The organism is Virgibacillus sp. W0430, assembly GCF_051846935.1.
Lineage (GTDB): Bacteria > Bacillota > Bacilli > Bacillales > Amphibacillaceae > JBPYCR01.
Window position 1 is genome coordinate 1 of the sequence record NZ_JBPYCS010000031.1, and the last position, 24,995, is coordinate 24,995.

At 36.9% G+C, this 24,995-nt stretch carries 25 protein-coding genes; 15 read left to right on the top strand and 10 right to left on the bottom strand.

Annotation, left to right across the window (positions count from 1 at the left end):
• A partial coding sequence (locus tag ACLIBH_RS12590) for an SH3 domain-containing protein (protein WP_439317063.1) occupies window positions 1-1,850 on the top strand: 1,850 nt, incomplete at its 5' end.
• 211 nt (window positions 1,851-2,061) lie between these two features.
• Here ACLIBH_RS12590 and ACLIBH_RS12595 read toward each other — a convergent pair.
• The 3 genes from ACLIBH_RS12595 to tagD all read right to left on the bottom strand — a co-directional run bounded on the left by ACLIBH_RS12595 (window position 2,062) and on the right by tagD (window position 4,895).
• Window positions 2,062-3,048 carry an LCP family protein gene (locus tag ACLIBH_RS12595; protein WP_439317064.1) on the bottom strand — a complete coding sequence of 329 codons (987 nt, stop codon included), beginning with the start codon at window positions 3,046-3,048 and terminating at the stop codon, window positions 2,062-2,064.
• 271 nt (window positions 3,049-3,319) lie between these two features.
• Window positions 3,320-4,504 carry a CDP-glycerol glycerophosphotransferase family protein gene (locus tag ACLIBH_RS12600; protein WP_439317065.1) on the bottom strand — a complete coding sequence of 395 codons (1,185 nt, stop codon included), beginning with the start codon at window positions 4,502-4,504 and terminating at the stop codon, window positions 3,320-3,322.
• Window positions 4,497-4,895 carry a glycerol-3-phosphate cytidylyltransferase gene (gene tagD / locus ACLIBH_RS12605; protein ID WP_439317066.1) on the bottom strand — a complete coding sequence of 133 codons (399 nt, stop codon included), beginning with the start codon at window positions 4,893-4,895 and terminating at the stop codon, window positions 4,497-4,499. The genes ACLIBH_RS12600 and tagD overlap by 8 nt, the downstream gene beginning before the upstream one ends.
• A gap of 475 nt (window positions 4,896-5,370) precedes the next feature.
• Between tagD and ACLIBH_RS12610 the strand changes: the two genes are divergently transcribed.
• The 7 genes from ACLIBH_RS12610 to ACLIBH_RS12640 all read left to right on the top strand — a co-directional run bounded on the left by ACLIBH_RS12610 (window position 5,371) and on the right by ACLIBH_RS12640 (window position 11,881).
• A complete protein-coding gene (locus ACLIBH_RS12610) occupies window positions 5,371-6,195 on the top strand; it encodes an ABC transporter permease (protein WP_439317067.1) in 825 nt (274 codons plus the stop codon).
• A 15-nt stretch (window positions 6,196-6,210) separates the two neighbouring features.
• Entirely contained in the window at window positions 6,211-7,011 is an 801-nt protein-coding gene (tagH, locus tag ACLIBH_RS12615) for a teichoic acids export ABC transporter ATP-binding subunit TagH (RefSeq protein ID WP_439317068.1), read from the top strand.
• Window positions 7,012-7,104: 93 nt separating this feature from the next.
• Window positions 7,105-7,785 (top strand): IspD/TarI family cytidylyltransferase, encoded by a 681-nt coding sequence (locus tag ACLIBH_RS12620; protein ID WP_439317069.1) that lies wholly within the window; start codon window positions 7,105-7,107, stop codon window positions 7,783-7,785.
• Entirely contained in the window at window positions 7,785-8,516 is a 732-nt protein-coding gene (locus tag ACLIBH_RS12625) for an SDR family oxidoreductase (protein WP_439317070.1), read from the top strand. Before ACLIBH_RS12620 ends, ACLIBH_RS12625 begins: the two co-directional genes overlap by 1 nt.
• 34 nt (window positions 8,517-8,550) lie before the next feature.
• Window positions 8,551-9,822 carry a CDP-glycerol glycerophosphotransferase family protein gene (locus ACLIBH_RS12630; RefSeq protein ID WP_439317071.1) on the top strand — a complete coding sequence of 424 codons (1,272 nt, stop codon included), beginning with the start codon at window positions 8,551-8,553 and terminating at the stop codon, window positions 9,820-9,822.
• Window positions 9,823-9,835: 13 nt separating this feature from the next.
• Window positions 9,836-11,008 carry a CDP-glycerol glycerophosphotransferase family protein gene (locus ACLIBH_RS12635; RefSeq protein ID WP_439317072.1) on the top strand — a complete coding sequence of 391 codons (1,173 nt, stop codon included), beginning with the start codon at window positions 9,836-9,838 and terminating at the stop codon, window positions 11,006-11,008.
• Between the two features lie 138 nt (window positions 11,009-11,146).
• Window positions 11,147-11,881: a WecB/TagA/CpsF family glycosyltransferase gene (locus ACLIBH_RS12640; protein WP_439317073.1), complete on the top strand. Its 735-nt coding sequence runs from the start codon at window positions 11,147-11,149 to the stop codon at window positions 11,879-11,881.
• 112 nt (window positions 11,882-11,993) lie between these two features.
• Here the strand turns inward: ACLIBH_RS12640 and ACLIBH_RS12645 are convergent, their stop codons facing one another.
• Complete coding sequence (locus tag ACLIBH_RS12645; protein WP_439317074.1) at window positions 11,994-13,052, bottom strand: LCP family protein; 1,059 nt, start codon at window positions 13,050-13,052, stop codon at window positions 11,994-11,996.
• Between the two features lie 543 nt (window positions 13,053-13,595).
• On the opposite strand from ACLIBH_RS12645, the gene ACLIBH_RS12650 reads away from it, so the two are divergent.
• The 6 genes from ACLIBH_RS12650 to ACLIBH_RS12675 all read left to right on the top strand — a co-directional run bounded on the left by ACLIBH_RS12650 (window position 13,596) and on the right by ACLIBH_RS12675 (window position 16,967).
• Window positions 13,596-13,820, top strand: a complete 225-nt coding sequence (locus ACLIBH_RS12650) for a DUF1659 domain-containing protein (protein WP_439317075.1) — start codon at window positions 13,596-13,598, stop codon at window positions 13,818-13,820.
• An 83-nt stretch (window positions 13,821-13,903) separates the two neighbouring features.
• On the top strand, window positions 13,904-14,122 hold the full coding sequence (locus ACLIBH_RS12655; RefSeq protein WP_439317076.1) for a DUF2922 domain-containing protein: 219 nt from the start codon (window positions 13,904-13,906) through the stop codon (window positions 14,120-14,122).
• A 702-nt stretch (window positions 14,123-14,824) separates the two neighbouring features.
• Window positions 14,825-14,959: a YvrJ family protein gene (locus ACLIBH_RS12660; protein ID WP_439317084.1), complete on the top strand. Its 135-nt coding sequence runs from the start codon at window positions 14,825-14,827 to the stop codon at window positions 14,957-14,959.
• Window positions 14,960-15,257: 298 nt separating this feature from the next.
• Entirely contained in the window at window positions 15,258-15,731 is a 474-nt protein-coding gene (locus ACLIBH_RS12665; protein WP_439317077.1) for a DUF2975 domain-containing protein, read from the top strand.
• Between the two features lie 10 nt (window positions 15,732-15,741).
• Window positions 15,742-15,969 (top strand): helix-turn-helix domain-containing protein, encoded by a 228-nt coding sequence (locus tag ACLIBH_RS12670; protein ID WP_439317078.1) that lies wholly within the window; start codon window positions 15,742-15,744, stop codon window positions 15,967-15,969.
• 170 nt (window positions 15,970-16,139) lie between these two features.
• Window positions 16,140-16,967 (top strand): DUF817 domain-containing protein, encoded by an 828-nt coding sequence (locus tag ACLIBH_RS12675; RefSeq protein WP_439317085.1) that lies wholly within the window; start codon window positions 16,140-16,142, stop codon window positions 16,965-16,967.
• A 178-nt stretch (window positions 16,968-17,145) separates the two neighbouring features.
• Here the strand turns inward: ACLIBH_RS12675 and ACLIBH_RS12680 are convergent, their stop codons facing one another.
• The 5 genes from ACLIBH_RS12680 to ACLIBH_RS12700 form a co-directional block, all read right to left on the bottom strand.
• A complete protein-coding gene (locus ACLIBH_RS12680) occupies window positions 17,146-17,730 on the bottom strand; it encodes a cysteine hydrolase family protein (RefSeq protein WP_439317079.1) in 585 nt (194 codons plus the stop codon).
• A 1-nt stretch (window position 17,731) separates the two neighbouring features.
• On the bottom strand, window positions 17,732-17,857 hold the full coding sequence (locus ACLIBH_RS12685) for a hypothetical protein (protein WP_439317080.1): 126 nt from the start codon (window positions 17,855-17,857) through the stop codon (window positions 17,732-17,734).
• 176 nt (window positions 17,858-18,033) lie between these two features.
• The gene (locus tag ACLIBH_RS12690; protein WP_439317081.1) at window positions 18,034-19,518 is read right to left on the bottom strand and encodes a sodium:solute symporter family transporter; all 1,485 of its coding nucleotides are present in this window, start codon (window positions 19,516-19,518) and stop codon (window positions 18,034-18,036) included.
• 765 nt (window positions 19,519-20,283) lie between these two features.
• Complete coding sequence (locus ACLIBH_RS12695; protein WP_439317082.1) at window positions 20,284-20,850, bottom strand: class D sortase; 567 nt, start codon at window positions 20,848-20,850, stop codon at window positions 20,284-20,286.
• Window positions 20,851-20,969: 119 nt separating this feature from the next.
• Window positions 20,970-21,308, bottom strand: a complete 339-nt coding sequence (locus ACLIBH_RS12700; protein WP_439317083.1) for a DUF4282 domain-containing protein — start codon at window positions 21,306-21,308, stop codon at window positions 20,970-20,972.
• Window positions 21,309-21,602: 294 nt separating this feature from the next.
• Here ACLIBH_RS12700 and ACLIBH_RS12705 point away from each other — a divergent pair, with 294 nt between their 5' ends.
• Complete coding sequence (locus ACLIBH_RS12705) at window positions 21,603-22,622, top strand: nuclease-related domain-containing protein (RefSeq protein ID WP_439317086.1); 1,020 nt, start codon at window positions 21,603-21,605, stop codon at window positions 22,620-22,622.
• Window positions 22,623-23,127: 505 nt separating this feature from the next.
• Here ACLIBH_RS12705 and ACLIBH_RS12710 read toward each other — a convergent pair.
• Window positions 23,128-23,580 carry a C40 family peptidase gene (locus ACLIBH_RS12710; RefSeq protein WP_439317087.1) on the bottom strand — a complete coding sequence of 151 codons (453 nt, stop codon included), beginning with the start codon at window positions 23,578-23,580 and terminating at the stop codon, window positions 23,128-23,130.
• Window positions 23,581-24,995: the final 1,415 nt, after the last annotated feature.

A 24,995-nucleotide genomic window follows, 5' to 3' on the forward strand; every position in this document is an offset into this window, starting at 1 on the left:
TTGGCTCACTGTATCAAGGAGTATCCTATCCACTAATTTCAGATATAGGTGGTTGGTATTTAGTAGATTTAGGCGGACGAATTGGCTATGTTAATAAAAAACACGTAGTTTCAGAGTTCACTGCGAACGATAAGTATTTTGAAGTTACTACAAGAACCGCTATCTATCTGAAAGCAGGAGATAGCTCTACTAGGGTAGGAGCGGTAGATCAAGGGCAAGTATTTCCACGTATTCGCGACTATGGAAGCTACCATGAGATTAAGTTTGGAAACACGGTAGGTTACGTAAAGAAAGAGTATACAAAACCGGGTAATGGGTCGAAGATTAATAATCTAAACAAATCCTACAAAAATACGAAACAACTATTTAAACCGTCATTAAATATAGCAGTCTATGAGAAAACAGACAATGGTTTGAGGCAGTTTGGCTCACTGTATCAAGGAGTATCCTATCCACTAATTTCAGATATAGGTGGTTGGTATTTAGTAGATTTAGGCGGACGAATTGGCTATGTTAATAAAAAACACGTAGTTTCAGAGTTCACTGCGAATGATAAGTATTTTGAAGTTACCACTAGAACGGCCATCTATATAAAAAAAGAAAACCGTTTAATAGCAGTAGGAGCGGTAGATCAAGGTGAGGTATTTCCTAGAATCAGTGATACGGGCGGTTATCATGTTATTAAGTTCGGAAATGATATTGGATATGTAAGAAAGGTATATACTAAGCCAGGTGATGGTTGGAAAATAAAAAATATAAATACCGCTTTTGAAAATAGTAAAACTTTATTTAAGCCAGTAATAAATGTAGCTGTCTATGAGAAGACAGATACTGGATTGAAGCAGTTTAGTTCACTATATAAAGATGTTACTTATCCGATGATATCAGATATTGGCGATTGGGTATTGGTAGATGTTAGCGGTCGTCTTGGTTATGTAAGTAAATCTAACCTAGATATAATAGGACAAAAATACACAAGTTACGACCTAACATTAGATGAAGCGTTACAAATTCAATTAGAAGCTAATCCACAAACAACTAATAATTACAAAACCTATGTTTCAAAGGATTTTATTAATGATAAAAACGAAGTAACAGCTAGTGCTTTGAATGTGAGAGGTGGACCTAGCACGGATTATTGGGTAGTAGGTCAACTGAAAAATGGAAATAAAGTAAAGATAATAAGAGAAATAAATGGATGGTATGAAATTGAGTTTTCAAAAAGTAGATTCACTGTAAATGCCAGTCCTTCAGATACACTTTATTATCTAGATCCACTTAATTTTTTAAATGACAGTATACAAAAGTTTCAATTCTTAGATTTAGCACGCGGAAGTGACGTTTCTGCATCAATTTTGAATAACTTTTTAAAAGGTAAGGGAATATTAGCGGGGCAAGGACAAGCATTTATAGATGCTAGTCGTATACATGGCATAAATGATATATATTTAGTATCACATGCTATATTAGAGACTGGTCATGGTAGTTCAACCTTAGCTCAAGGCGTTCAATATAATGGAACAACTGTTTATAATATGTACGGATATGGCGCAAATGATAGCTGTCCCGTAACATGTGGTGCAAAAAAAGCTTATGAGTTAGGTTGGGACACTCCTTATAAAGCAATTGTTGGTGGCGCTAAGTTTATTGGAAATGGATATATTAAAAAAGGACAAAACACACTATATAAAATGCGTTGGGATCCTGAGTTCATGGCTAATAACAACAGATACGGTAAACAATATGCTACAGATATTGGATGGGCTTCAAAGCAAGTCAATACAATGTATAACTTGTATCAACAGTTAGATTCATATACGTTGTACCTTGATATCCCAGTTTATAAATAATTAGAAGAAGCTGGCACATAACCAGACTCGAATAAAAAACGGTTGTGTTTATATAAAATAAACACAACCGTTTTTGGCTCTAAAATATATGTTGTGGTATAGAAAAAATTCAACAAAATAAAAATACGCAAACTCCAAAATTTGTTAAACTTGTTTTAACGACAAAATAAAAACAAAAGGATTTGCGTGTTTTTATTGGAAGCGATATTAATTATTGACTCGGATTAGATATACTATCTAATTCTAAATGTTTTTTGAGTGTAGCTATAACTTCTTCTAAAGAATCATCTTTTGCTATTTGATAACTCAAACCATTAATAGTTTCTGGATAAGTCTCTAATGTTAATTTATCAATACTACTAACATTAAAGTTTGAATAGGATTTGAAGAATGATATACCTTCACTAATTTTCATATTAGTTTCAGTATCCTGTCCTATAACTTTAGCGAGATCATCAATTTTACTGATGGTTCCAAAAGACGTTGTTTTATCGATTATTCCCCGTATGACTTCCTGCTGTCTATCATTTCTTCCAATATCACCACGAGGGTCTTTACTTCTCATTCGTGCAAATGCTAAAGCTTGACTACCGTTTAGCTCCATTTCTCCTTTTAAAAATTTATATCTTATTGGTGGCTCATCATCACTATATTGTACAAAGTTAAAGGGTACTTCAACTTTAACACCACCAAGCGTGTCTATAATATTTTTAAAAGCATCAAAATTTACAGAAGCATAGTAATCAATCGGAATGTCTAAAAAGTTTTCAACAGTATCAATAGTCATTTTTTTACCACCGTATGCGTAGGCATGATTAATCTTTTCTTCTCTGCCTTTTCCAACGATTTCAACCTTTGTATCTCTTGGTATACTTAATAATTTCAGTCGTTCATCATCAGGATTAAAAGTTGCAACCATTAATGTATCTGAACGACCATGTTCCCCTCCAGAGGAGTAATCTTCCACACCCATTAATAAAATTGAAATAGGGTCTTTGCTAATTGCTACTTGATCATCCCTCAAATCCGATTTATCTCTACCTAGGTCGTCATAAGAATCACTTGCCGCCTGGTATGTTTGATATGCGAGATATGCGCCAAATCCGAGTAATGATAAAAATAATATAATTACAATAAGAAGAACGTGGCGAATTCGTCTTTTCCTTTTTTTTACGACTCTCATTCTTTTACGATTCATGTGTAGTATAAACTCCTTTAAACGTTATGCGTCGGAAATAATGCATCTTTATAATTATAGTTTTTTTTGTAGTTTATTGCAATCTGATTTTGATACTACCATATTTATAACACGATACTTGTTAAAAAATGATTACAATTGTCGAATTGCACCGATAATGGTTTAAGAGACAAATTCATTTAAGCATATAAATATAGCTCGTATAAAGAGTACATTTAAAATAAAAAAGTCACCCTGCTACAATGTGGGTGACCAAATCCAACCTATATTGTTATCCAAAGGCTCTTTCTTGTTCCTCAGTAGCGGTTAGAAATCGTACCAAATTCTCACTCGATTTCCCGCGTGAATATTCATTCCAGTCTTTCGCAAATCGTTTAATTGTCTCGCGGTCAAATTCGTTCTTTTTAATAGCTTCAATAATTCCTTCCGTTGTACATACGACTGGGCCAGGCATAATGCTTTCATATTGAGCAATCAAACCGCTTGATTTCTTATATGCATCCATATCATACGCATAGAAGATCATGGGCTTTTCCAATAGTGCAAATTCAAAAGGAATCGATGAATAATCGGTAATTAATATATCTGTAATAAATAGGAAGTGATTTATATCGTAATAATCGGATACATCATATACAAAGTCTGAATACTTTTCGTTTAATCGATAAGCTGCGGATGGATGGTGTTTAATAACTAATATATATTCATTTGAAAATGCATCATATAACTTTTGAATTTCTAGCTCTAGCTCTAAATGATGATTTCCATCTTTGCGAAAGGTAGGGGCATAAACAATGACTTTTTTCCTTTTCTGATTAAGTGCTGGATACGCTCTATAAAGCTGCTGAACGATTTCAAGCTGTTTTTGTTTATTGAAAAATACATCTGTCCGAGGGATTCCTGTACGTAAAATAGAGGCATGAGATAGGCCGAAGCTGTCGCCAAAAATTCCTGCCATCTTCTCAGAACCAACGACTACATAGTCGAAACGGTCGTATACCTTTTGAAATCGCTCATTTGCTTTTACGCTACGCATTTTTGTCGAAGGGTCTTTTAGACCAAACTGCTTAATCGCTCCTGCTGCATGCCATAATTGAATGCACGTAACGTCTTCACGGAAGGCGGTAACAGCTAAAAAACCAAAATAGTTATCTACTAAAATAGTACGAGCAGTAGCAAGATGATAGATAGAATGTAAGAAAGCAATCGGACGTGTAGTTTGAAAAGGTATGATTTTACCGAGCGATTTATTAAAGGGATACTTACATGTTGAGCTTTTTAAAATAACGATTTCTTCTTCGGGGGAATCGTTTTTTAATGATTGAGCGGTATAGAAAATATTATCCCCAAAAGAAGCAACGCAAACAGTTTTATTCTTCAATGGAAACATCTTAAAAAGAGTGAAAAAGGTACGAAAAACAAAAAGATAAATGGTGATGGATAGCTCTCTAGCCATTGTGCACCATGTGTAAGTCGTTTTTAATTTTAGTAGTAGAAATTCCAATTGTTCTCGGCAAATAGACAACTTCACAATACTTCTGGAGAAAGTCAAACTTCCCTTCCCAATCATCGCCCATTACAAAGGTATCTATATTATATTTTCGTATATCTTCAATTTTTTGTTCCCAACTGATTTCAGGTATTACTTTATCTACATATTGAATAGATTCCAGTATCACTTTTCTGTTCGCATAATTATAGTATGCTTGTTTATTTTTCTTGGAATTGAATTCATCTGTAGAAAGCGCCACAATCAGATAATCGCCTAATTGTTTTGCACGCTTCAGTATATTAATATGGCCTGGGTGTATTAGATCAAACGTACCGTATGTGATCACTTTTTTCATTTGAAATTCTCCTTCAATGTGAGATATTTCATCCTATACATTTATAATACCATATATTTACACAATTTTAATATACCGTTTACATCCAATTTACAATTTTGCGGTGATGAAGGAGGAACCTTGTGATACATGAAGCAGTTTAGAAGTTTAGGTTTTCGGATTAGCTTGTGGAAAACAAGAAAGCCTCTTCGGTAGCTAATGGCGAGAATCCAGCGGAAATAAAGAAGAGAATGAGATCGGTGAGCATAACACGAGGAAGCTCACCACTCGACCGAAGAAAGCGAGTATATAATTTTAAAAAGTTCTCCATATCCGTTGTTTTACGAATATCTAAAAATTGAAAGGAATCGTTTATTTACTCATAAAACCGTACAAAACCTTATTATCATTGTCAATTAGTGGCCATGAATGTATAATTTAATAACGCATAAACTAACTTTTCGTTTAGAATATAAAGATTTGAAAGGGAATATGTATGAAATCCTTGATCGCTATAATTACAGAACAATTCAAACACTTTTATTTAATTAAAAGGTTGTCTTTATATGAAATAAAGAGTAAAAATCGAAACAACTATTTAGGAATGGCCTGGGAAATTATTAATCCAGCAATTCAAATATTGATTTACTGGTTTGTTTTTGGGAGTATTCGACAACGGGCAGATGTGGAGGTTGCACCTGGTTTTGAAGTTCCTTTTATTTTATGGTTATTGGGCGCTTTTACGTTGTGGGTGTTTTTCTACCAATCAACGATTTTAGGTTCAAAGTCTATTTACAGCAGATTAAAAATGCTATCAAAAATGAATTTCCCTATGAGTGTAATTCCTAACATTGTCATATTTTCTCAGTTTTACATTCATTTAGTTTTGCTCGTTATTACAATAATCATTCTCCAGCTGTCAGGTTATACAATAAATATATATTATGTACAATTATTGTATTTTATTATCGCAACGTTTTGTCTTTTGTTTGCAATCGCTTTAATTACTTCAACGTTATCTACTATTATAAGAGATCTTCATATGCTCTTAAATGCAACACTGCGTATGGTCTTATACGTATCACCAATTTTATGGCCTGTCTCTGCGATAATAAAGGATCCGTTTATTGTAAAGCTTTTAATGCTTAACCCATTATATTATCTTATCGAAGGCTATCGTGCTGCTTTCTTTGGGGTGGAATGGTACTTCGTTGTGCATTGGCAGTACACGTTATATTTTTGGGGCTTAGTTTTAATATTATTTGCTTTTGGTGCGATGCTACACCTGAAATTTAGAAGGCACTTTATTGATTATTTATAAAGGTTTGTGATAAATATGCAAAAAGCAATTGTTTTAAAAAATATAGTAAAAAAATACAAGCTATATAACGGCACAAAGGAACGACTGCTCGACTTAATCACGCCTAAAAAATATGGCGAGGATTTTTATGCTTTGTCAAATGTCAGCTTGGAAGTTGAAAAAGGAGAAACGTTAGGTTTTATCGGTATAAACGGTTCTGGAAAATCAACACTTTCCAACATTATAGCTGGCATCGTACCGGAATCATCTGGATACGTCGAAGTTAATGGAAAAACATCTTTAATAGCCGTCTCAGCTGGATTAAAAGAAACCTTAACAGGCAGAGATAATATTGAGCTAAAGTGTTTAATGCTAGGCTTTAGCAAAGCTGAAATTAAAAAGATGGAACCAGAGATCATTGAATATTCAGAACTAGGAAAGTTTATTGATCAACCGGTTAAATCGTATTCAAGTGGGATGAAGTCTAGACTTGGATTCGCGATTACAATAAATATTAATCCAGATATTTTAATCATTGATGAGGCACTATCTGTCGGTGACAAGGCGTTTGCCGAAAAATGTTTAGAAGAAATGAAAGAATTTAGAAAAGAAGGCAAGACAATGATTTTTGTCAGTCACTCCTTAGGGCAAATGAAAAAGTTCTGCGATAAAATAGTGTGGCTGGAATATGGGATGGTGAAAGAATTTGGACGAGCAGAAGAAGTACTGCCGATGTATGAAAATTTTATTAAAAAGTGGAAAAAGATGAGCAAAAAAGAAAAGGGAGACTATAAAAGCAGTATGATGCAAAAACATCGCGAACACGTCGTGCAATAATTGGTTTTATAGGATAATAATACCATGTTCTATTTAACTTTAGGATGAATAGCGGTATAATAGTGAATTAAGGGAATTTACGAGGAGGTCACTATGAAGAAATATAGTTTTATTTTACTATCTGGTGGAATCGGAAAGCGGATGCAGCTTAACATTCCGAAACAATTTTTGCTGTTAGCGGGAAAACCAATTTTTATACATGTTTTGGAGAAGATAGACAGCATTGATGAAATAGCTGAGGTTATCATACCTTGTCCAAAGGAGTTTGTTGAAAAGACAGAAAGTATTATAAAAAATTATAATTTTTCTAAGCGGATTCATTGTATAGAAGGTGGGGATTCGAGACAAGAATCTGTATATAAAGGTCTCCAAGAAGCTACTCTGGATCATGTTATTATTCATGAAGCGGTAAGACCATTTGTTTCTGTTGATGAATATGAAACGTTAATACATTGTGAAAATGAAAACGCTATATTTGGAACAGATATACCATTTACTGTGTTGCAAGGAAAAAAGGTTGTGGAGGCGAATTTAAATCGGTCGAATTTAGTTAATGTGCAGCTTCCTCATAAATACGATCGAAAAAAGCTATTATACGCGCACGAATGTGCACGAAAAGATGCTATGGAATTTACGGAAGATGCTAGTCTCTATTTCCATTATTACAAATCGGAAATTACAATTTTAAAAGGCAGTGACTACAATATTAAAATCACGAAGCCGGTTGATCGACAAATTGCAGAGGTCATCTATAAAGAAAAGGAGCGATACTAATGTCTAAAACATGTATCATTACAGGTGCTAGCCGTGGTATTGGTAAGGCGATTGCTGTAGCACTCAGTAAAAGAGATGATATTAGTAACTTTGTTTTAATTGCGCGATCCGAAGAAGGATTAAATAATACAGTGAAAGAAATGAATCAAGATAAAAATATCCAATGCAAACCAATGGATTTAACTCTCTATGAAGATGTTGCTTCATATATACATTCTATCGGTACCCATTATGGTTCAATTGATATGCTTGTTAATGTAGCAGGCTATGCGGAGCCAAAGTCTCTCTTGGAAACGACTATGGAAAATTGGGAAAAGACTTACAGTATTAATGTTCACTCGATATTTAATATTACAAAAGAATCGGTACGGTTTATGAAAAAAACGGGGGGTAAAATTTTAAACGTAGCATCGACTGCTGGAAGCTCAGCTCGTCCTGGCTGGCTCGCTTATGCCTCGTCAAAGGCAGCTATTATTAGCATGTCGCAAACGTTGTCCGAGGAGCTTGCTGATTACGGTATCCTTGTATATTGTATTTCTCCAGGTAGATGTGCTACAGAGCTTCGAAAAGTATTGGCGCCGGATGAGGATCCAACGACGATCATGCAACCGGAACATGTTGGTGAAGTGGTCCGCAATCTATTATCTGACGAAGGCGTATGCTTGGACGGCCAAAATATCGTAGTTCGAAAGCAAGTAGAGAAAATACGCGAAAACGAGCCAGCGATATAGACGAACGAATTATTACAGGTGAGGCGATGTACGTATGACAATCGTTGATACAGTTCAAATTATATTATTGCTACTAATCTTGCTCTCTGTGAACAAACCTCTAATTAAAAAAATTAGAATAATAGCAAAACGGTCGATCGTTTTTACGATTCATCTTTTTTCTAAGCTCGTCCCTAAATCAGACAGCTTAGTAGTTTTTGGAGGCGAGAATGGACAAGGTTTTCGCGGAAATACTAAATACTTGTTTTTAGAAATGGCAAATAATCCAAAAATAACGTGTGTTTGGATTTCGCGAAACGATAAAGTCGTATCCCAGTTAAGAAGGCAAGGATATCATGCGTTTAAGCACCATTCATCTAAAGGGATTTACTATCAACTACGTACTAAGCTTGTCATTCATTCTCACTCTATTAATGATGATTTCAGTAAGTCTTTTTTAGGTGGAGCGATATCATACAACACATGGCACGGCGTAGGCTTAAAAAAGGTTTGGGGAGCAAATAAAAATACATTTTCCTATAAGGTTTTGCATGATAAAAGTTGGTTGAAGCGATATTTTGGTAAGCTTGTTGTAAAAACAAATCAAGCGAAAACAAACTATGTCGTTTCGACGAGTGAAGCGGTATCTTCTTATTATCCAGAAACGTTTCTAGTTCCAGAAGGAAACATTTTACAATTAGGTCAAGTGCGAAATGATGTGTTTTTTAAAGATACAAAGGAAGATTTTGAAATACCCGAATGGATTAGAAATGAAAAAATAATTATGTACATGCCTACACATCGGAACTTTGGTAAGCTCGAAACGGATATAAACGTAGTGATCGATTTTAATAAACTGAATCAATATTGTAAAGAGCAAGGGTATATATTTCTTGTGAAACGCCATATGTATAGTAGTGGACAAGTACCATCAACGTATGAAAATATTATTGATATAAGCGAAGAAACGTATGATCCACAGTTATTACTGAAATATACCGATATATTAATTACGGATTACTCAAGCTGCTACACTGATTTTTTATTGCTGGATCGTCCAGTCCTTTTTTATAGTTATGATTTAACTGTTTATCTACAAAAATCGAATGAAATGTATTTCAATTATTTTGATGTAACTCCTGGGCCAAAGGTGAATGTCTTTTCTGATTTGCTTTCAGAGCTCGATCAGGCAATTAAATATCCGAACAATTATAAACAAGATCGAAAAAGAGTTCTCGACATTTTCTATTCTACGGATAATCAGCAGGAAGTATTGCACAAACAAGTCAATTACATATACGAAAATCTATTAAACTTGCAGAGTTAGGAGTAGGTATATAGTGAATCAATTAAAATTAGTACCTACTATAATTGTTAAATTTTTGTTGCGTTTTGTATATAGCGTATTTTGTCTGTTCTTCAACGTTAAATCGAATAAAGTAACGTTTGCTTCTTATCGATCGGATCGACTTACAGACAATCTATGCCATGTACATAAAAAAATAGGGTTAAAGTATCCTTCTTTTGAACGGCATATCTTCTTTAAAAGATTGGATAGTACGTTTATTGGTAAGGTAAGGTATATTATCCATATGATCCATGCATGCTACCATCTTGCCACCTCTCGATATTTTATTGTTGATGATTATTATTTCCCGTTATACGTCCTTCAGCTAAGAAAAGAAGTAGAAGTTATTCAATTATGGCATAGCTCAGGTGCATTTAAAAAGTTCGGTTTAAGTACGATTGGAAAAACGTATGGGCCTAGTAAGGAATATTTGAAACATGTAAACATTCATGGCAACTATTCAAAAGCATTTGTGAGTACAGAGCGTGTTATTCCCTTTTATGGAGAAGCTTTTGGCATGCCGCATGAACGCATTTATCCACTTGGAATACCGAGAACAGACTACTTCTATCAGAAAGAAGAAATTGAACGATTCACCTCCAGTTTTTATAACTCCTATTCAGGAATGGAAGGAAAGAAAATAATCCTTTATGCACCAACGTTTCGTGGAAAGAGTCATCACCAAAATTCATTTTCGTGTCCAATCGATCTGGAACGTATGCATGAACATTTAAGCGAAGAATATGTGCTGCTCATTCATTTACATCCATATATGCGAAACGAGCTATCTATACCAAATCATTTGAAGGATTTTGTAATTAACATTCAAGATACTTCGACGATTATGGAACTATTAGTTTTAACCGATATTTTAATTACAGACTATTCAAGCGTGTTTTTTGATTATAGTTTATTGAAGCGGCCGATGATCTTCTTTGCATATGACTTAGAGGACTATATTGAAGAAAGAGATTTTTATTACAACTATCGTGAATTAGTTCCAGGTCCGATCGTCATCGATACGGAATCCATTGTTAAAACAATCAAAGAGGATATGTTTAACATAAATGAGATTACGGAGTTTTCCAATCGCTTTTTTGACTTTGCGGATGGAAAGGCTACAGAGAGAATTGTAGATTGTATCATGAGCAGCTCGAAGTCGTAAGTGTTTTATTACTCATTTGAAACTTCTACTAACTGAATGTAAACCTACCGATAAAATTTAGCGTTCATATACGAGACTAAATCGTTTGCATGAAAGTACATTTGGATTTGGACTCTTTAACAGAAAGGTTGCCAAACAATGAGGGGAAAAAATAGCATTCTAAACATTATGGACATTCCATTTCTAAATATATCAAAAAGCAGTTTAGTTAATGATATTTTACGTCCACATCTTATGAATGGGAACAAAACCTTTATTGTTACAGCAAATCCCGAAATCGTAATGCGGACGAAGGAGGATGCTTCATATAAAAAGGTTGTCCAATCAGCAGACTACGTAATTCCCGATGGTGCAGGAATTTTGTTAGCTGCTAAATATAAAAAACATCCGTTACGTGAGAGAATTCCAGGTTATGAGCTAATGTTGGATTTATTACAAATTGCAAACGAAAAAGGTTTATCATGTTATTTTTTAGGGGCATCGGGTTCTGTTAATTTAAAAGTTGTTCGTGTTGTCGAACAGAAGTATCCGAATGTAAAAATAGCAGGTCATCATCATGGGTTTTTTCAATTAGATGATTTAAGTGTTGTAGAAGATGTAAAGCGCGCGTCCCCAGATTTAATATTTGTCGCCTTAGGTTTACCTAAGCAGGAGCAGTGGATCGAAATGCATAACAATCAATTTGAAAAAGGACTCTTCATGGGGGTTGGTGGTAGCTTTGATGTATTGGCAGGTGTTGTCAAAAGAGCTCCACAAGCATGGATTAATCTGAATTTAGAATGGTTGTATCGTTTATTAAAGCAACCGTTTCGATTGAAAAGGATTTTTAAAGTGTTTAAATTTATGTTTTTAATTTTGCTGAAAAAAGAATAAATTGGTTTCATTTCTTAAAGAAGGAGAGATCATATGATGAACTCTCCTTCTTTAAGATTTATTGTCTCATTCGTACAGAGTGATCCAATTTTATCGCCTTGCTAGTGCAGCGTTAATACGATTGTGCTTCTTCATATTGATTACTGTTTCGCTCGGTTTGCAGTTCTGAATCAGGTAAGTCTTTAATCGGTAATTCCAAATGCGAACGCAATTCTTTTTCAATGGCAACTCTGCTTTCTTCTTCTACTTGGTAATACCAAAGCCCATCGTTCATTTTTCCGCCGTGTCCATTTAAGTTAACGGTAGATATCGGGATTGATTTTTGCAAGCCATAGGTAATAAAGCTTCTCATGTCTTTAAAAGATAGGTTCGTTGTCATATTATCCCCAACGGCTTCCATCAAGTTATCCAACTTGAATAAAGCGGAAGCCGATGCAGCTTCCTTCACAACTGTTTTAATAATTTCCTGTTGTCGTTTTCCACGTTCAATATCACTGTCATATTTTCTAGTCCTCGCTAATGCTAACGCTTCTTCACCATTTAATTTTTGATAGCCGGGAAGTAAATGTATGGCGTCCTTTTTATCGGTTGAATCCATTTCGTGAATTTCATAGGGAACGTCGTATTGAATGCCACCTAACGTATCTACAATTTCGATAAATGCTTCAAAGTCTAGGCGGACGTAATAATCTACCGGTACATTTAAAAATTCTTCAACGGTGTCCATTGTTGCCTTTGGTCCACCAAAAGCATGCGCATGGTTGATTTTTGTATGATACCCGACCTCAGGGACATATACGTAGGAATCTCTTGGGATCGTTAGGAGTTTAACATCTTCCCTCGTTTTATTAAATGTCGCTAGTAACAACGTATCGGAACGACTACTGTTTTCAAATCCGCGTTTCTCACTGTCGTCAACGCCAATAATAAGAACCGACACGTTATCATCGATCGGATTCACAGCTTCTTCTCTTAAATCAGATGTTTGATTTTCTCGATCTATTTCTTCAAATGAGTCATTCACAGTATTTTGGGCTTTCATATATAAATGAATACCAAATGAAATTACGGAGAGTAGAATGACTGATATAGGCAGTACGATATATATAAGCATTTTTTTCTTTTTTTTCGATTTTAAATTGTTAAGTCGTGTACTTTTACTTTCGGACATTTACACAATCTCCTTTAAATTCAAGCGGATCCTAATGAAAACATAATTTTCTTGATTTATAGAGGAATATTTTTTCGCAACGCACGATAAAAAGTGCACGCTCGTTTTCGAAGGAACCTATTCATCCACCATTTTACTATTGTTTCATACGCTCGTAAAGATACGAAATGTATAAGGTTCGTATTAGGCAGCGAAGTGATCAATTGTGAAGGCGGGATTGAAGTTGTATACGTGTACAGTTTTCGTAGCCGCTTACAGAATTTTTTAGAAAATCAACTTATATATACTTTCGATTTTTAACAATTACAAGGGGCAAATGGTTCGTGTGCGCAGCAACTTTTATTATTATTTAATATAATTTGCCGATGATGATGACCTTTACCTTATTCGCAGTACACAACGGGAGTGAAATGGTTAGGAGATGTAAGTATGGAAAGAGGTTTTTGAAGCAAGCATTTTATGTGCAAAGTGTATATGAAATCAATTCTTATGCCCCCTCCTTTCAAAATACAGCGATTGTATTGGTGAAGGGGGGTGAACGTCATGGCTGAAGCAAATTTAATGAATTCACAGCTGCGGTTGATCTTCGATGACGGAACGGACTTGTTTTCGGGAGAAGCACTCTATAAGTCAAAAAACTTTAATAATGTAAAAACGAGCGCGACTGCAAATCAACTATATGCCGTTGCAACAGCAATGGCCGGCTTGCAACAACGTCCACTTTATTTAGTACAACGAAAGGACAGTACCGATATCCATGAAGCATAACGCGTAAAGGTGTTTAAAAGTACATCGTGTGGATCGTTAAATGGAATCGATATTAGGGAATCACGAGAAGGGAGGATTGAACCATGAAAAAACTTGAATTAAAGTTTGAAAACCAAGATGGAAAAACAGTAACCTACACACTAGAAAAGCCAAATGAACCGGTTGATCCTGTAGCAGTAAAAGCTGCAATGAATGAAATCATTACACAAAACGCATTCACATCAACCGGCGGCGATCTAGTTGCCATTAAGAGCGCACGAGTTGTGGAACGTAACGTGCAAGATATAGAATTGCCACAATAAAGTGCGCATCCTCGAGCAATAAAAAGCGAGGTATGAGAGGTATGAGGAAATAAAAAGCGGATGAATAAAACGGCAAATTAGCTAATGTTAGAACGAATGGCGATGCTGCACTTCCTTGCTGTGGAGTGCAGCATCATTTCTTTTATAATCGTACTAATGATGCAAGCAGACTAATGCATATCGCTCATGAAAAGATGTCGAACGCTCGCAAAGTGCGCCCACGCGCTCGCAAAGTGCGTCCTCGCGCTCGCAAAGTGCGCTCGCGCGCTCGCAAAGAGTGCCCGCGCGCTCGCAAAGTGCGCCCGCGCGCTCGCAAACGGTGTTCACGCGCTCGCAAATAGTGCCCACGCGCTCGCAAACGGTGTTCACGCGCTCGCAAAGCGTGCCCGCGCGCTCGCAAATAGTGCCCGCACGCTCGCAAACGTCGTTCTCGCGCTCGCAAAATGCGCCCGCGCGCTCGCAAAAGGTGTCCGCGCGCTCGCAAATAGTGCCCGCGCGCTCGCAAAGAGTGCCCGCGCGCTCGCAAAGAGTGCCCGCACGCTCGCAAAATGTGCCCGCACGCTCGTAAAAGGTGCCCGCACGCTCGCGAAATGCGCCCGCACGTTTGCCAGCTCCTGCGCGCGAAGTGGTGTAACATGTTATTCTTTCTTTTCTCAATCTGCATATATATTTTCATTTAAAATAAGAATGGAGGGGGATTCAGTGGAGACATGGTTTTCATTTGTGACGGAGGTCGGGTTTCCGATTGCGGTGACATTTTATTTATTGCACCGAATTGAAGGGAAGCTGAACGTGTTGATCGAATCAATCCGTGCATTGCCTGAAAAAATGAAATAAAGTTTTGTTCGATTGATTGATTTATCTTATAGTTCTATCCTTTGTTGCTGCAAATATTTTCTATACGCACGTCTAGTTAATAAATGCTATTCGTGCGTATGCATTTATAGAGCAATTAATAATGCATGTTCTTATAAGTTTTTCTGACAAGTGGAGTAGAAGCACTTCTACATAAATAAGGATTCCTTTTTCATCTTATATTTTCCTCTTCATATCATCCTTTTCAATAATTATTTATTGATATTCGATAAATGCTGTGCTATATTTATACTGAAATTGATAAAGTGAGGTGCGTATATTGAAACGAGAAACACGCTTTTTAAAGGCTGCACTCATACTAATCGGATTACCGATTTTATTTTTATGTGTTTTTGGACTTCCTTGGTTAGCACGGTATACGGTGGACATGTACCCGGAGTATGCTTATTTACGCTATCCAATTTTAAGTGGATTGTATTTGACTGCCATTCCATTTTATTTTGCGCTTTATCAAGCCTTTTTGCTATTAAATTATATTGATAATAATAACGCTTTTTCGATAGCGTCCGTAAAGTCTTTACAATATATAACGTATTGTGCGTTTATAATTAGTAGTTTATATACGATTGGAATTATCGTTCTCGTGTCACAGAATGCTTTTCATCCAGGGATCGCAATGATCGGAATTCCTATTGTTTTTGCTTCGATTGTAGTTGCTGTTTTCGCTGCTGTTCTTCAAAAGCTTTTATCAAAGGCAATAGAAATAAAGTCAGAAAACGACTTAACGGTTTGAGGTGGGAGGCATGGCAATAATCGTTAATATTGATGTAATGCTGGCGAAAAGAAAAATGAGTGTAACGGAGCTTTCTGAAAAAGTTGGGATAACGATGGCCAATCTTTCAATATTAAAGAATGGGAAAGCGAAAGCTATACGCTTTTCTACATTAGAGGCAATTTGTAAGGCGCTAGATTGCCAGCCGGGCGATATTTTAGAATATCAGAGTGATGAGAATGTAAATAACGAGAAATAACGCAAATGGCAATGAACGGGGACTGGTCGAATGTGCGTTTTTTTAACAGACAATTCAAGCGGGAATATGAAGTTAAATTAGGCTTACGAAGCTGAGAGCCTCGGTTTATAAGTGAAGTTTAATGCAGTTCCTGCTAAATACGATTGATAAAAGAGGGGATACGCTTGGGCTTGTCTATTCATACAAAATCTATTAAAAAGCCTTTTATAGCCAAATTAGGGTTCGGAACAAAGCAGCTTTTTCGGTTCGGTTGGGAGGAGGCACTATCTTGCTTGTTTCCGCTTGTTGTGTTTTTCTCGCTTGCATTTACGAAGTATGTTGAACTGCCTTTTTTAGCACGGTACGATTGGTTGCTAATTATTTTCCTTTTCGCGCAATGGTTGATGGTACGGTCTGGAATTGAAACGGTTGACGAATTAAAGGTTATAACCTTGTTTCATTTAATTGGATTGGTGCTGGAAATTTTCAAGGTGAATATGGGATCTTGGTCGTATCCAGAGGAAGGTTATTTCAAACTATTAGGTGTGCCGCTGTATAGCGGGTTCATGTACGCAAGTGTTGCGAGCTATCTATGTCAGGCATGGCGGCGATTAAACGTTTCCCTCATATATTGGCCACCGATCATTATAGTCGCTCCATTAGCTGCCGCGATTTATTTAAACTTTTTTACGCACCATTATTGGCTTGACATTCGTTGGTGGTTAGCTGGACTCGTTTTGCTCACTTTTTGGCGCGCGTGGGTTACATTCGACATTAACGGTATAACCTACCGACTGCCTGTTACACTATCTTTTGTACTCATCGGATTTTTCATATGGATTGCGGAAAACATTGCAACCTTCTTTGGTGCTTGGAAATATCCCAATCAGACGGAAGTTTGGAGTCTCGTTCATTTAGGAAAGGTGAGCTCATGGACATTATTAGTAATTGTGAGCTTTCTTATCGTAGCAACGTTAAAACAGGTTAAAGGGAATATGGGTAAGGGAGATATGAATTGATTGATGTATGATTTAACAAACTAAACTACAATTGACACTCGGCACGTAATGAATAAGGATGAAGTATTTTCCTTACAAATAGTTTTATTAAACTCCCATTTTAAAAGGAAAGTAAAACGGCTTCAGTCTAAAGTGTTCTAGACTAAAGCCGTTTTTGAAAAGGGTTACGTAACGATCATTATCTTTTTAACGCAAACATATCGATTGTTTCTTCAAGATTTGCAACACGTACACAATAGGTAGAAAGAATGTCCAATGCTGCTACATGCTTTTCATGTGTTGTTCCCGCTGTACAATCTTCAAGTAGGCATACTTTATAATCCAGACTACGAGCGTGTTGTACTGTACCGAGTACACAACCGTCAGTAAGCACTCCTGAAACAATGAGGTTCGTAATCTTTTTTTGACGTAAAATAGAATCCAATTCTGTTTGGAAGAAACCATCGTACCTTGTTTTAGTAACGATGATATCCTCTTTTTGTGGTGTTAGCTCTTCGATAATTTCAGCCCCATCGGTTCCTTCTATAACGCTTGGCGGTTCAAAGTAATGCGCAATACCAAAGTCGGATAAATCTTTTCGGTGAATATGAGTAATGTAAATAATTGGGATGTTATTCTTGCGTGCTAATTCTAACAATTCGCGAATAGTATCAATAATATTTAATGCGCCTTCTGCTGGTAAAGCACCGTCGGGACGTACAGAGTCATTTTGCATATCGATGATGAGTACGGCCGAGTTGTCGTTTGGATCAAATTCTAGCAATTTATTTCGCTCCTTTAAACATTTTATATATTTCAGTAATGGAAGCAACGGAAATAATTAAAGTTCCGATCCATCCTAAAATAATAAAGAACCATGTAAATGATTGAAATAAGGCAAAGCTAATCATTTTTGTTCCTCCTTTATCCGATCAGATTGTAGTGAAAAAAACGATCTATATAGGGTTTAGCTGATTTTTGCATTTGACGTAAATGCTGGAGACATTTTTTATTTTAAGCACAACTAGTCGTATAAGATGTTCGATTCAAATAAAAGAAAAATAGTCTACTTAACGATTTCGTAAATTTATTTTGGAGCGCGGTAATTTTTCAAACTATTAAAGTCAAAGTTTTTAGTTGAAAACAATGAGCCAACAATAATGACTATAAATGGTAAAACAAGAGATACGACGTTGCCGTAAAAGTAATCAATATCTGGATTTTGAATGAGTAGGTACGTGAAAATACCACCCAAAAGTCCAATTACAATAGATGCAATGGCAGTTGCTTCGCTAGGCTTTTTCCAGAATAAACCTAAAATAAATGCGCCTAATGGAGCCGCGAAAATAATCCCACTTAATATATCGATATATAAAAGAGATACTCCTTCTAATAATAAAGCAAAGACGATAATGAGCAATCCAAAAGCTAACGTTGCTTTACGAGCGAAGTTAATTTTTTCTTTATCGGCTACTTTTGGCTTGTTTTTGAAAAGCTTTGGGTGAATATCTTCTATGAGAACCCCTTGCAGGCCAACGATTGCATTTCCTGCGGTAGTAATTCCAGCCATAAATACCATTAATGAAAAGAGAATGCTTCCCGTTGAGCTTAAGAAATTGTTAAATACAAAAGCAGCAACATCCGTTGTTACATTTATTTGCTCACCTTCAACTAATCCCATGGACAAGCCTGTACCACCAAGAATTGTTCCGAATAAAATTGGAATTGGTGCCCATGCAAAGACAGTTCCTACAAGAAAAGACCAAATTAATGTTTTATTATTAATTGCAGCTAATGCTTTTTGATAATAGCCTTGACCTAAAAATACAAAACCCATACTTACAACCATAGCTACTACTAAATAACGTAATGCTGCGGGAGCAAATAGGTTTAAGCTATCTGGATTGTAATTCGGATTATTTTTATTTGTAGCAACATCCATTAGGCCATTATACAACGTTTCCATTCCATACATTTTTAAAATGATCGGTAGGAATACAAATACGACGATTGTAATTAAGAAAAATTGAAACAAATCGTTGAAAACCGATCCGCGAAGCCCCGCGATACTAATGTATAATGTAATTATAATTGTAGAAATGATGACTACCCACATATAAGAAATATCAAATGCCAAGGAGATAGCATACCCAATGCCAATTAATTGTTCAACCGTAACATACAAGGCAAGTAAAACAACAAAAATTAATAAGATGAACTGAACGACTTTTCCATAGCGTTCCTCGATAAAAGAAGTAAACGTTATTCCATAAGGCATTACTTTGCGAAGACGTAGTACAATCGGCAGAAAGATTAAGAACGGAATAAATGAGCCTAGAGCAAAAGCTAGTCCCCCGCCAATTCCATACCACATTCCGGCTTCTGCTGAACCGAGTAAGGAAGTTGTCCAAATCCAAGATACCATCACACTTGCCGCGATTAAGCCAAATGGCAATCTTCTGCCCGCTACGACAAATTCATCTACATCGTTCATAGTGAAATACTTTGATGTAATAATTGCTAAAGATATGAAGAAAATACCAAATATTGCCAGTAATAAAAAGCCACCCATGTTTCAAATCAATCCTCTCGTAATTATAATATGTAAAGTTAAATTGAATACCTTCGATAATGTACTGTGATGAAAGCCCGTACACCTCCTTCACGTTTGTTAGAAGATAGGATCGACAATCAATAATAAAACCGACCATCCATGCAATTCATACATAATGACTAAACCATTCTTGTTGTAATTTTAGTAAAAAATCAAAACGAAAATTCCGATCCCTTTTTTAATGGTTTATGGTACATATTACGTCATTTATGCGATGTCCAACAGTATACTATAATAAAATTGTATAATCAATTCTAAATATTCCTGTTATTTTTTGTAAGTGTATTATACAAATTGTATAACGTTTGTAGAGGTGTTATTTAAGACGTGTGATTGTTTTGTCCTGCAGGTGTACTAAAAAGTTGACCGGTGTAGCTCTACATATGTAACTGGAAGTGGAAAATTCTTAAAAATGCGCATTTAACGGTGTAAAAGATACATTAGAAGATTGCATTCGAACGAAAGTTTTTGCTTTAGAAAATGACATTTATAAAGCAAAATGAGAAGCTTACAATGCCGTTTACATGATCGGTCTGAATTACAGAAATGAATATTATTACACGGCGAAACGTCTTCCAAGCATGTATGTTAACAATGGGTGTAATAGAAGCCAATCGTGTGTGCCCTGTCACACAAAAGATTTGGTGTACCGATTAACACGCATACCATCTTTAAAAGAGTCCGTTACAGCTGCGGTTCAAATTAAAAAGCCTACCCGAGAAATTATTTCGGATAGGCATAAATAACATAACGATCAGGAGCGCTTCCTACATATGAAAAAGGATAGCATGTTGAAACGGTTAAATATTCTTCTGCACGATCTGGATCAATTACAGTTCGATCATCGGCATCGACGATTTCATGGTCGAGTATTTCATAAATGAACGTGCCATTTTTCATTTTAATATGTAACTCATCGCCATGTTCAAGCTCGCCAAATTTTCGAAAGACCGTATCCCGATGGCCGGAGAGCAGAATTTGTCGGTTTTCCCCAGGAAACCCAGTTCCTGTATAATGTCCAACACCTTGGGCAAGCTCTTCCTCATCCGTCCCTTCAATAATTGGAATTTCTCGATCAAGCCGTGGGATATAAAACACTCCGATCGTGTCTCCCTCATGGACGTCCTCGTAACTTACATGTTCCGTATCTTGAACGACTTCATCGCTAATAATCGCTTTTGCCTCTTCCAACCGCTTTCCTTCGCTCATTTTAGATTGGAAAAGCTGCATTCCACCGAATGCGAGAATACCTAGCCCTGCTATAATTAAAGTATAGGATATCCATTTCATTGTCAGCACTCCTCATTTAAGCGTGCTTGTACAGCACTTGTTTTGTAAAAAACAGATACATACGTGCATCGAGTGGATTGCGTTGTTCGATTATGTATAAAAAAGTGATCGTTCCCTAATTACTTCTCATCGTTTTCGATGGTTTGCGTACGTGGACTGTTGGCGATATGGGAGGATGCAGCTTGATTTAACAGAGTGCTTCGGATATCCTGCAAGGACTCATGCATTTTGAAAAGAATAATTAATAATTCACTATAAATGCGTACAACAATAGGTCCGATAACGATTGTTAATAGGCCCATAATAACTTGGAACCCACCACCCCATGGGGCATTTAACCCATTAAGAACCATATTTAGTCCCATTAAAACGGATATGACAACGCCAATCCAAAAAACAATTTTTATAATTGTTGGTGTTAGCATTTTGTCAAAGTTTGAAAAATTGTTCAAGTTCATTTGTGTCTCAGCCTTTCATTATGTATATAGAATAATTTCTTAATTTTGATTTTACCACACTTTGATATGTTTGCTAAACATATGCTATACTGGCAACAATGAATATTTTTTATATTCAAAAACCCCTCCTCAAAACTATCCCTCGATGAACCGATGAAACGAGCAAATTACCATTTTATTTTTCGATGTATTATTCTATGAAACTGTGAATTGGACGTATACTTCATTATTCATTTTCTAACAACAAAAATAATATGTAATGAAAATGTGAAAAGAAGGTGAAAATTGAACGTGATGCTAAGAATGAAGCCATTGCCCCTGAAAAAACTTGAGGCACTAAATGCTCGCCTACCCACGAACTTCCCACAGCGTGCCCAAATTGAAAAGGAAATTGCCCGCAGATATAAAGGCTTTATTGGTGAACAAAAAGTAGATTATCTGTTGAAACAGCTCCCCGCATCGTATGTAAAACTACAGGACATTTGCCTCAACGTCCACGGAAAAGAACTGCAAATTGACACCCTCATTATTAGCTCGCATGCAATCTATCTCATTGAAGTAAAAAATTACGACGGGACGATCACATTCGATACTGTACTGAAGCAATTTATCCGTCATGATGGACAAGCAGAAACCGGCTTTCGTTACCCCATTACCCAAGCAGAACGTAGCGTACTAAATTTAAAACTATGGTTGAGTGAGCGCAGCTTGCCCCAGCTTCCTATCTATTACTTTATTGCAATTAGTGAGCCGAGCACAATCATAAAAGTAAAAGGCGACGAAGCGGAAATCGCAAATGTAGTTGTACATGCGGACTATCTTTTGTTAAAAATAATCGAGCTGGACAACGAGCTCGCTGCGGCTGGAGATGAAGGTGAAAAGGATGCGATAAATTATACGCACAATCGATCGTTTGAAACGCAAATGAGTGGGAGGAATAATAGAGGTCAAGCAGCCTTAACAAATAAAATAGCTGCACAAATTACAAAGGAAACAAAGGATTTTGACATAGATATTGTAAGCCAATATAAAATAAAAGCACAACAGCTGTTGCCAGGGGTGCACTGTCCTACCTGCAAACAACTCGGAATGATACGCAACAAAAAACAATGGTACTGCAAAAAATGTAAACAGTTCTCCATGTTCGCCCATATCTCAGCACTTAACGATTACTTTTTACTGATCCATCCATGGATAACGAACAAAAAATGTATGCAATTTCTAGGAATCAACTGCCGCCACCTCGCACAAAGGCTATTAAAATCAGCAAACCTTCACTATGACACGAACAAAAGAGTATGGAAACGAAAATAATCACCAAGCCGCACGCTCGCAACGAGTGTCCGCGCGCTCGCAAAATGTGCCCGCACGCTCGCAACGAGTGCCCGCGCGCTCGCAAAATGCGTCCGCGCGCTCGCAACGTGCGCCCGCGCGCTCGCAAAATGCGCCAGCGCGCTCGCAACGAGTGCCCGCACGCTCGCAACGTGTTCCCGCGCGCTTGCAACGAGTGTCCGCGCGCTCGCAAAATGTGCCCGCACGCTCGCAACGAGTGTCCGCGCGCTCGCAAAAGGTGTCCGCACGCTCGCAAAGTGCGCCCACGCGCTCGTAAAAGGTGCCCGCACGCTCGCAAAGTGTGTTCTCGCGCTCGCAACGTGTTCCCGTGCGATCCATAAGCGCCTTCTCCGACTCGAACTATCTCTTCCGCATGCAATTAAACGCTCTATAAAGCATTAATGGTAATTTTCTGCCGAGCAGAAAATCCATCTCTTAAGAAAATGAAAAAACTTCCAGCGGTTGCTGGAAGTTATCGTTCTGTCCGTTAATAAAATCGTTTAAAACCATCGTAATGCTTTTTCCAGTAGGAATTGCTTAGGCTGGAAATGGTTACGCCGGTAGATGTGCCGGCATGAATGAATTGATTGTTTCCTAGATAGATGCCCATATGGGATATGCCGTTTCGGTATGTGTTTTTGAAGAAGACGAGATCGCCGACTTGTGGATTATCTATGTAATAAGAACGGTTGTAGTAGCCATCGGTTGATTGGCGCCCCATACTTAAGCCTGCTTCGTTGTATGCAAAATGAATGAACCCGCTGCAATCAAACCCGTTTTTCGTCTGCCCGCCCCACACATAAGGAGTGCCTAAAACACCTTTCGCTATATTGACGAGCTGGGATACGTTGAAAGACGCAGAAGTATTTTCCGTTGTTGTCCCGCTATTACCGTTGCTCGTGCTGCCAGCTGGAATGTTGCTTGCTGCTTGTCCATTCACACTTAGCTTTTGGCCGATATAAATGATGTCCGAGCTTAGCGTGTTCCATTTCTTTAAGTTAGCAACACTTACTTTATAAGTAGCTGCTATTCTTGAAAGGGTGTCCCCTGATTTTACAGTATAGGCGGTAGTGCTTGGCGGCGCTGCGTTTGACTCGCTGCTTGCACCATTTCCTTCATTCGAATTTGCATTGCTGGAAGTAGATTCACTAGAAGCCTTACCAACGTGTAGCTTTTGTCCAACAAAGATGAGGTCTGAACGCAAATGATTCCATTTTTTTAAGTTGGCAACGCTAACGCCGTATTTTGCTCCTATTTTTGATAAGGTATCACCAGCTTTTACGGTATACCCAGCAGCTACTGAAGCATTGCTGCTGTTCGAGTGATTCCCAGCCGAAGCTCCACTTCCATTTGAACTGCTCCCGCTTGAAGAAGTACTTCCGCTTGAGCTATTGCCGCCTGAAGTTCCCGAATTGTTACTCGAGCTCGCTGCAGATCCGGCGTTCCCTTTTACAACAAATACATTACCAGGGTAAATGAGCGTGGAAGTGAGATTATTCCACTTCATTAAGCTTGAGATGGATACGTTGTGCTTAAATGCGATACCACTTAGAGTATCACCTGGTTTAACCGTATATGTACTTCCATTCGTGTTGGAATTGCCAGTCTGACTGGATGTAGAAGGTTGACTTGCTCCAGTAGAACTGGTCGCGCTCGTCTTCAATACTTGATTTGGAAAAATCAAATCACTAGAAAGCTTGTTCAATGATTTTAACTGTCCTACACTCACATTATGTTTTTGGGCTATTTTCCAAAGTGAATCGCCGCTTCGAACCTTATAAGAGGATGCTTCGGCTTTGTCAGCCGCAACAAAGGCGGAAGCGATTACTGCAGTCGCAGATACAGACATAAAAATCTTTTTACTAGCCAACGAACGAAACTCCCTTCTTTACATGCGATACTATAATTCTTCTAAACGAGTCCTTTTTTTAAGATTGGCAGATTAGCTACTAGGATGTAAAAAAAAGTAATAATATTGTATAATTTCCAATAAACGACAATGACATTTAGACATATTATAGCATGAAATAACGTTTATGTGTTAAAAAATAAAGTAAATTTTCAGTATAATTAATGGCAGTATACAAGGAAAAGTACATCTGCCTTTTAGCACATCGTTTTTTTTATGTAGAATCGTTGCACGTAAATTGAAAATATTGTCAAATTTAGTTTCAAAAGAGATTTATGTACCAACTCCCTGTTATAGTAGTACGTATGGTATTATGCCATCGTAAATTAATTAACTGCGTTTTTTCTATATAAATAGTGGAGAATACGATACAAAATGAACTTAATTAAGATAATTATGTTATAATTTCGATTAATATGTCGAATTTTAGAATAGTAGACCGATAA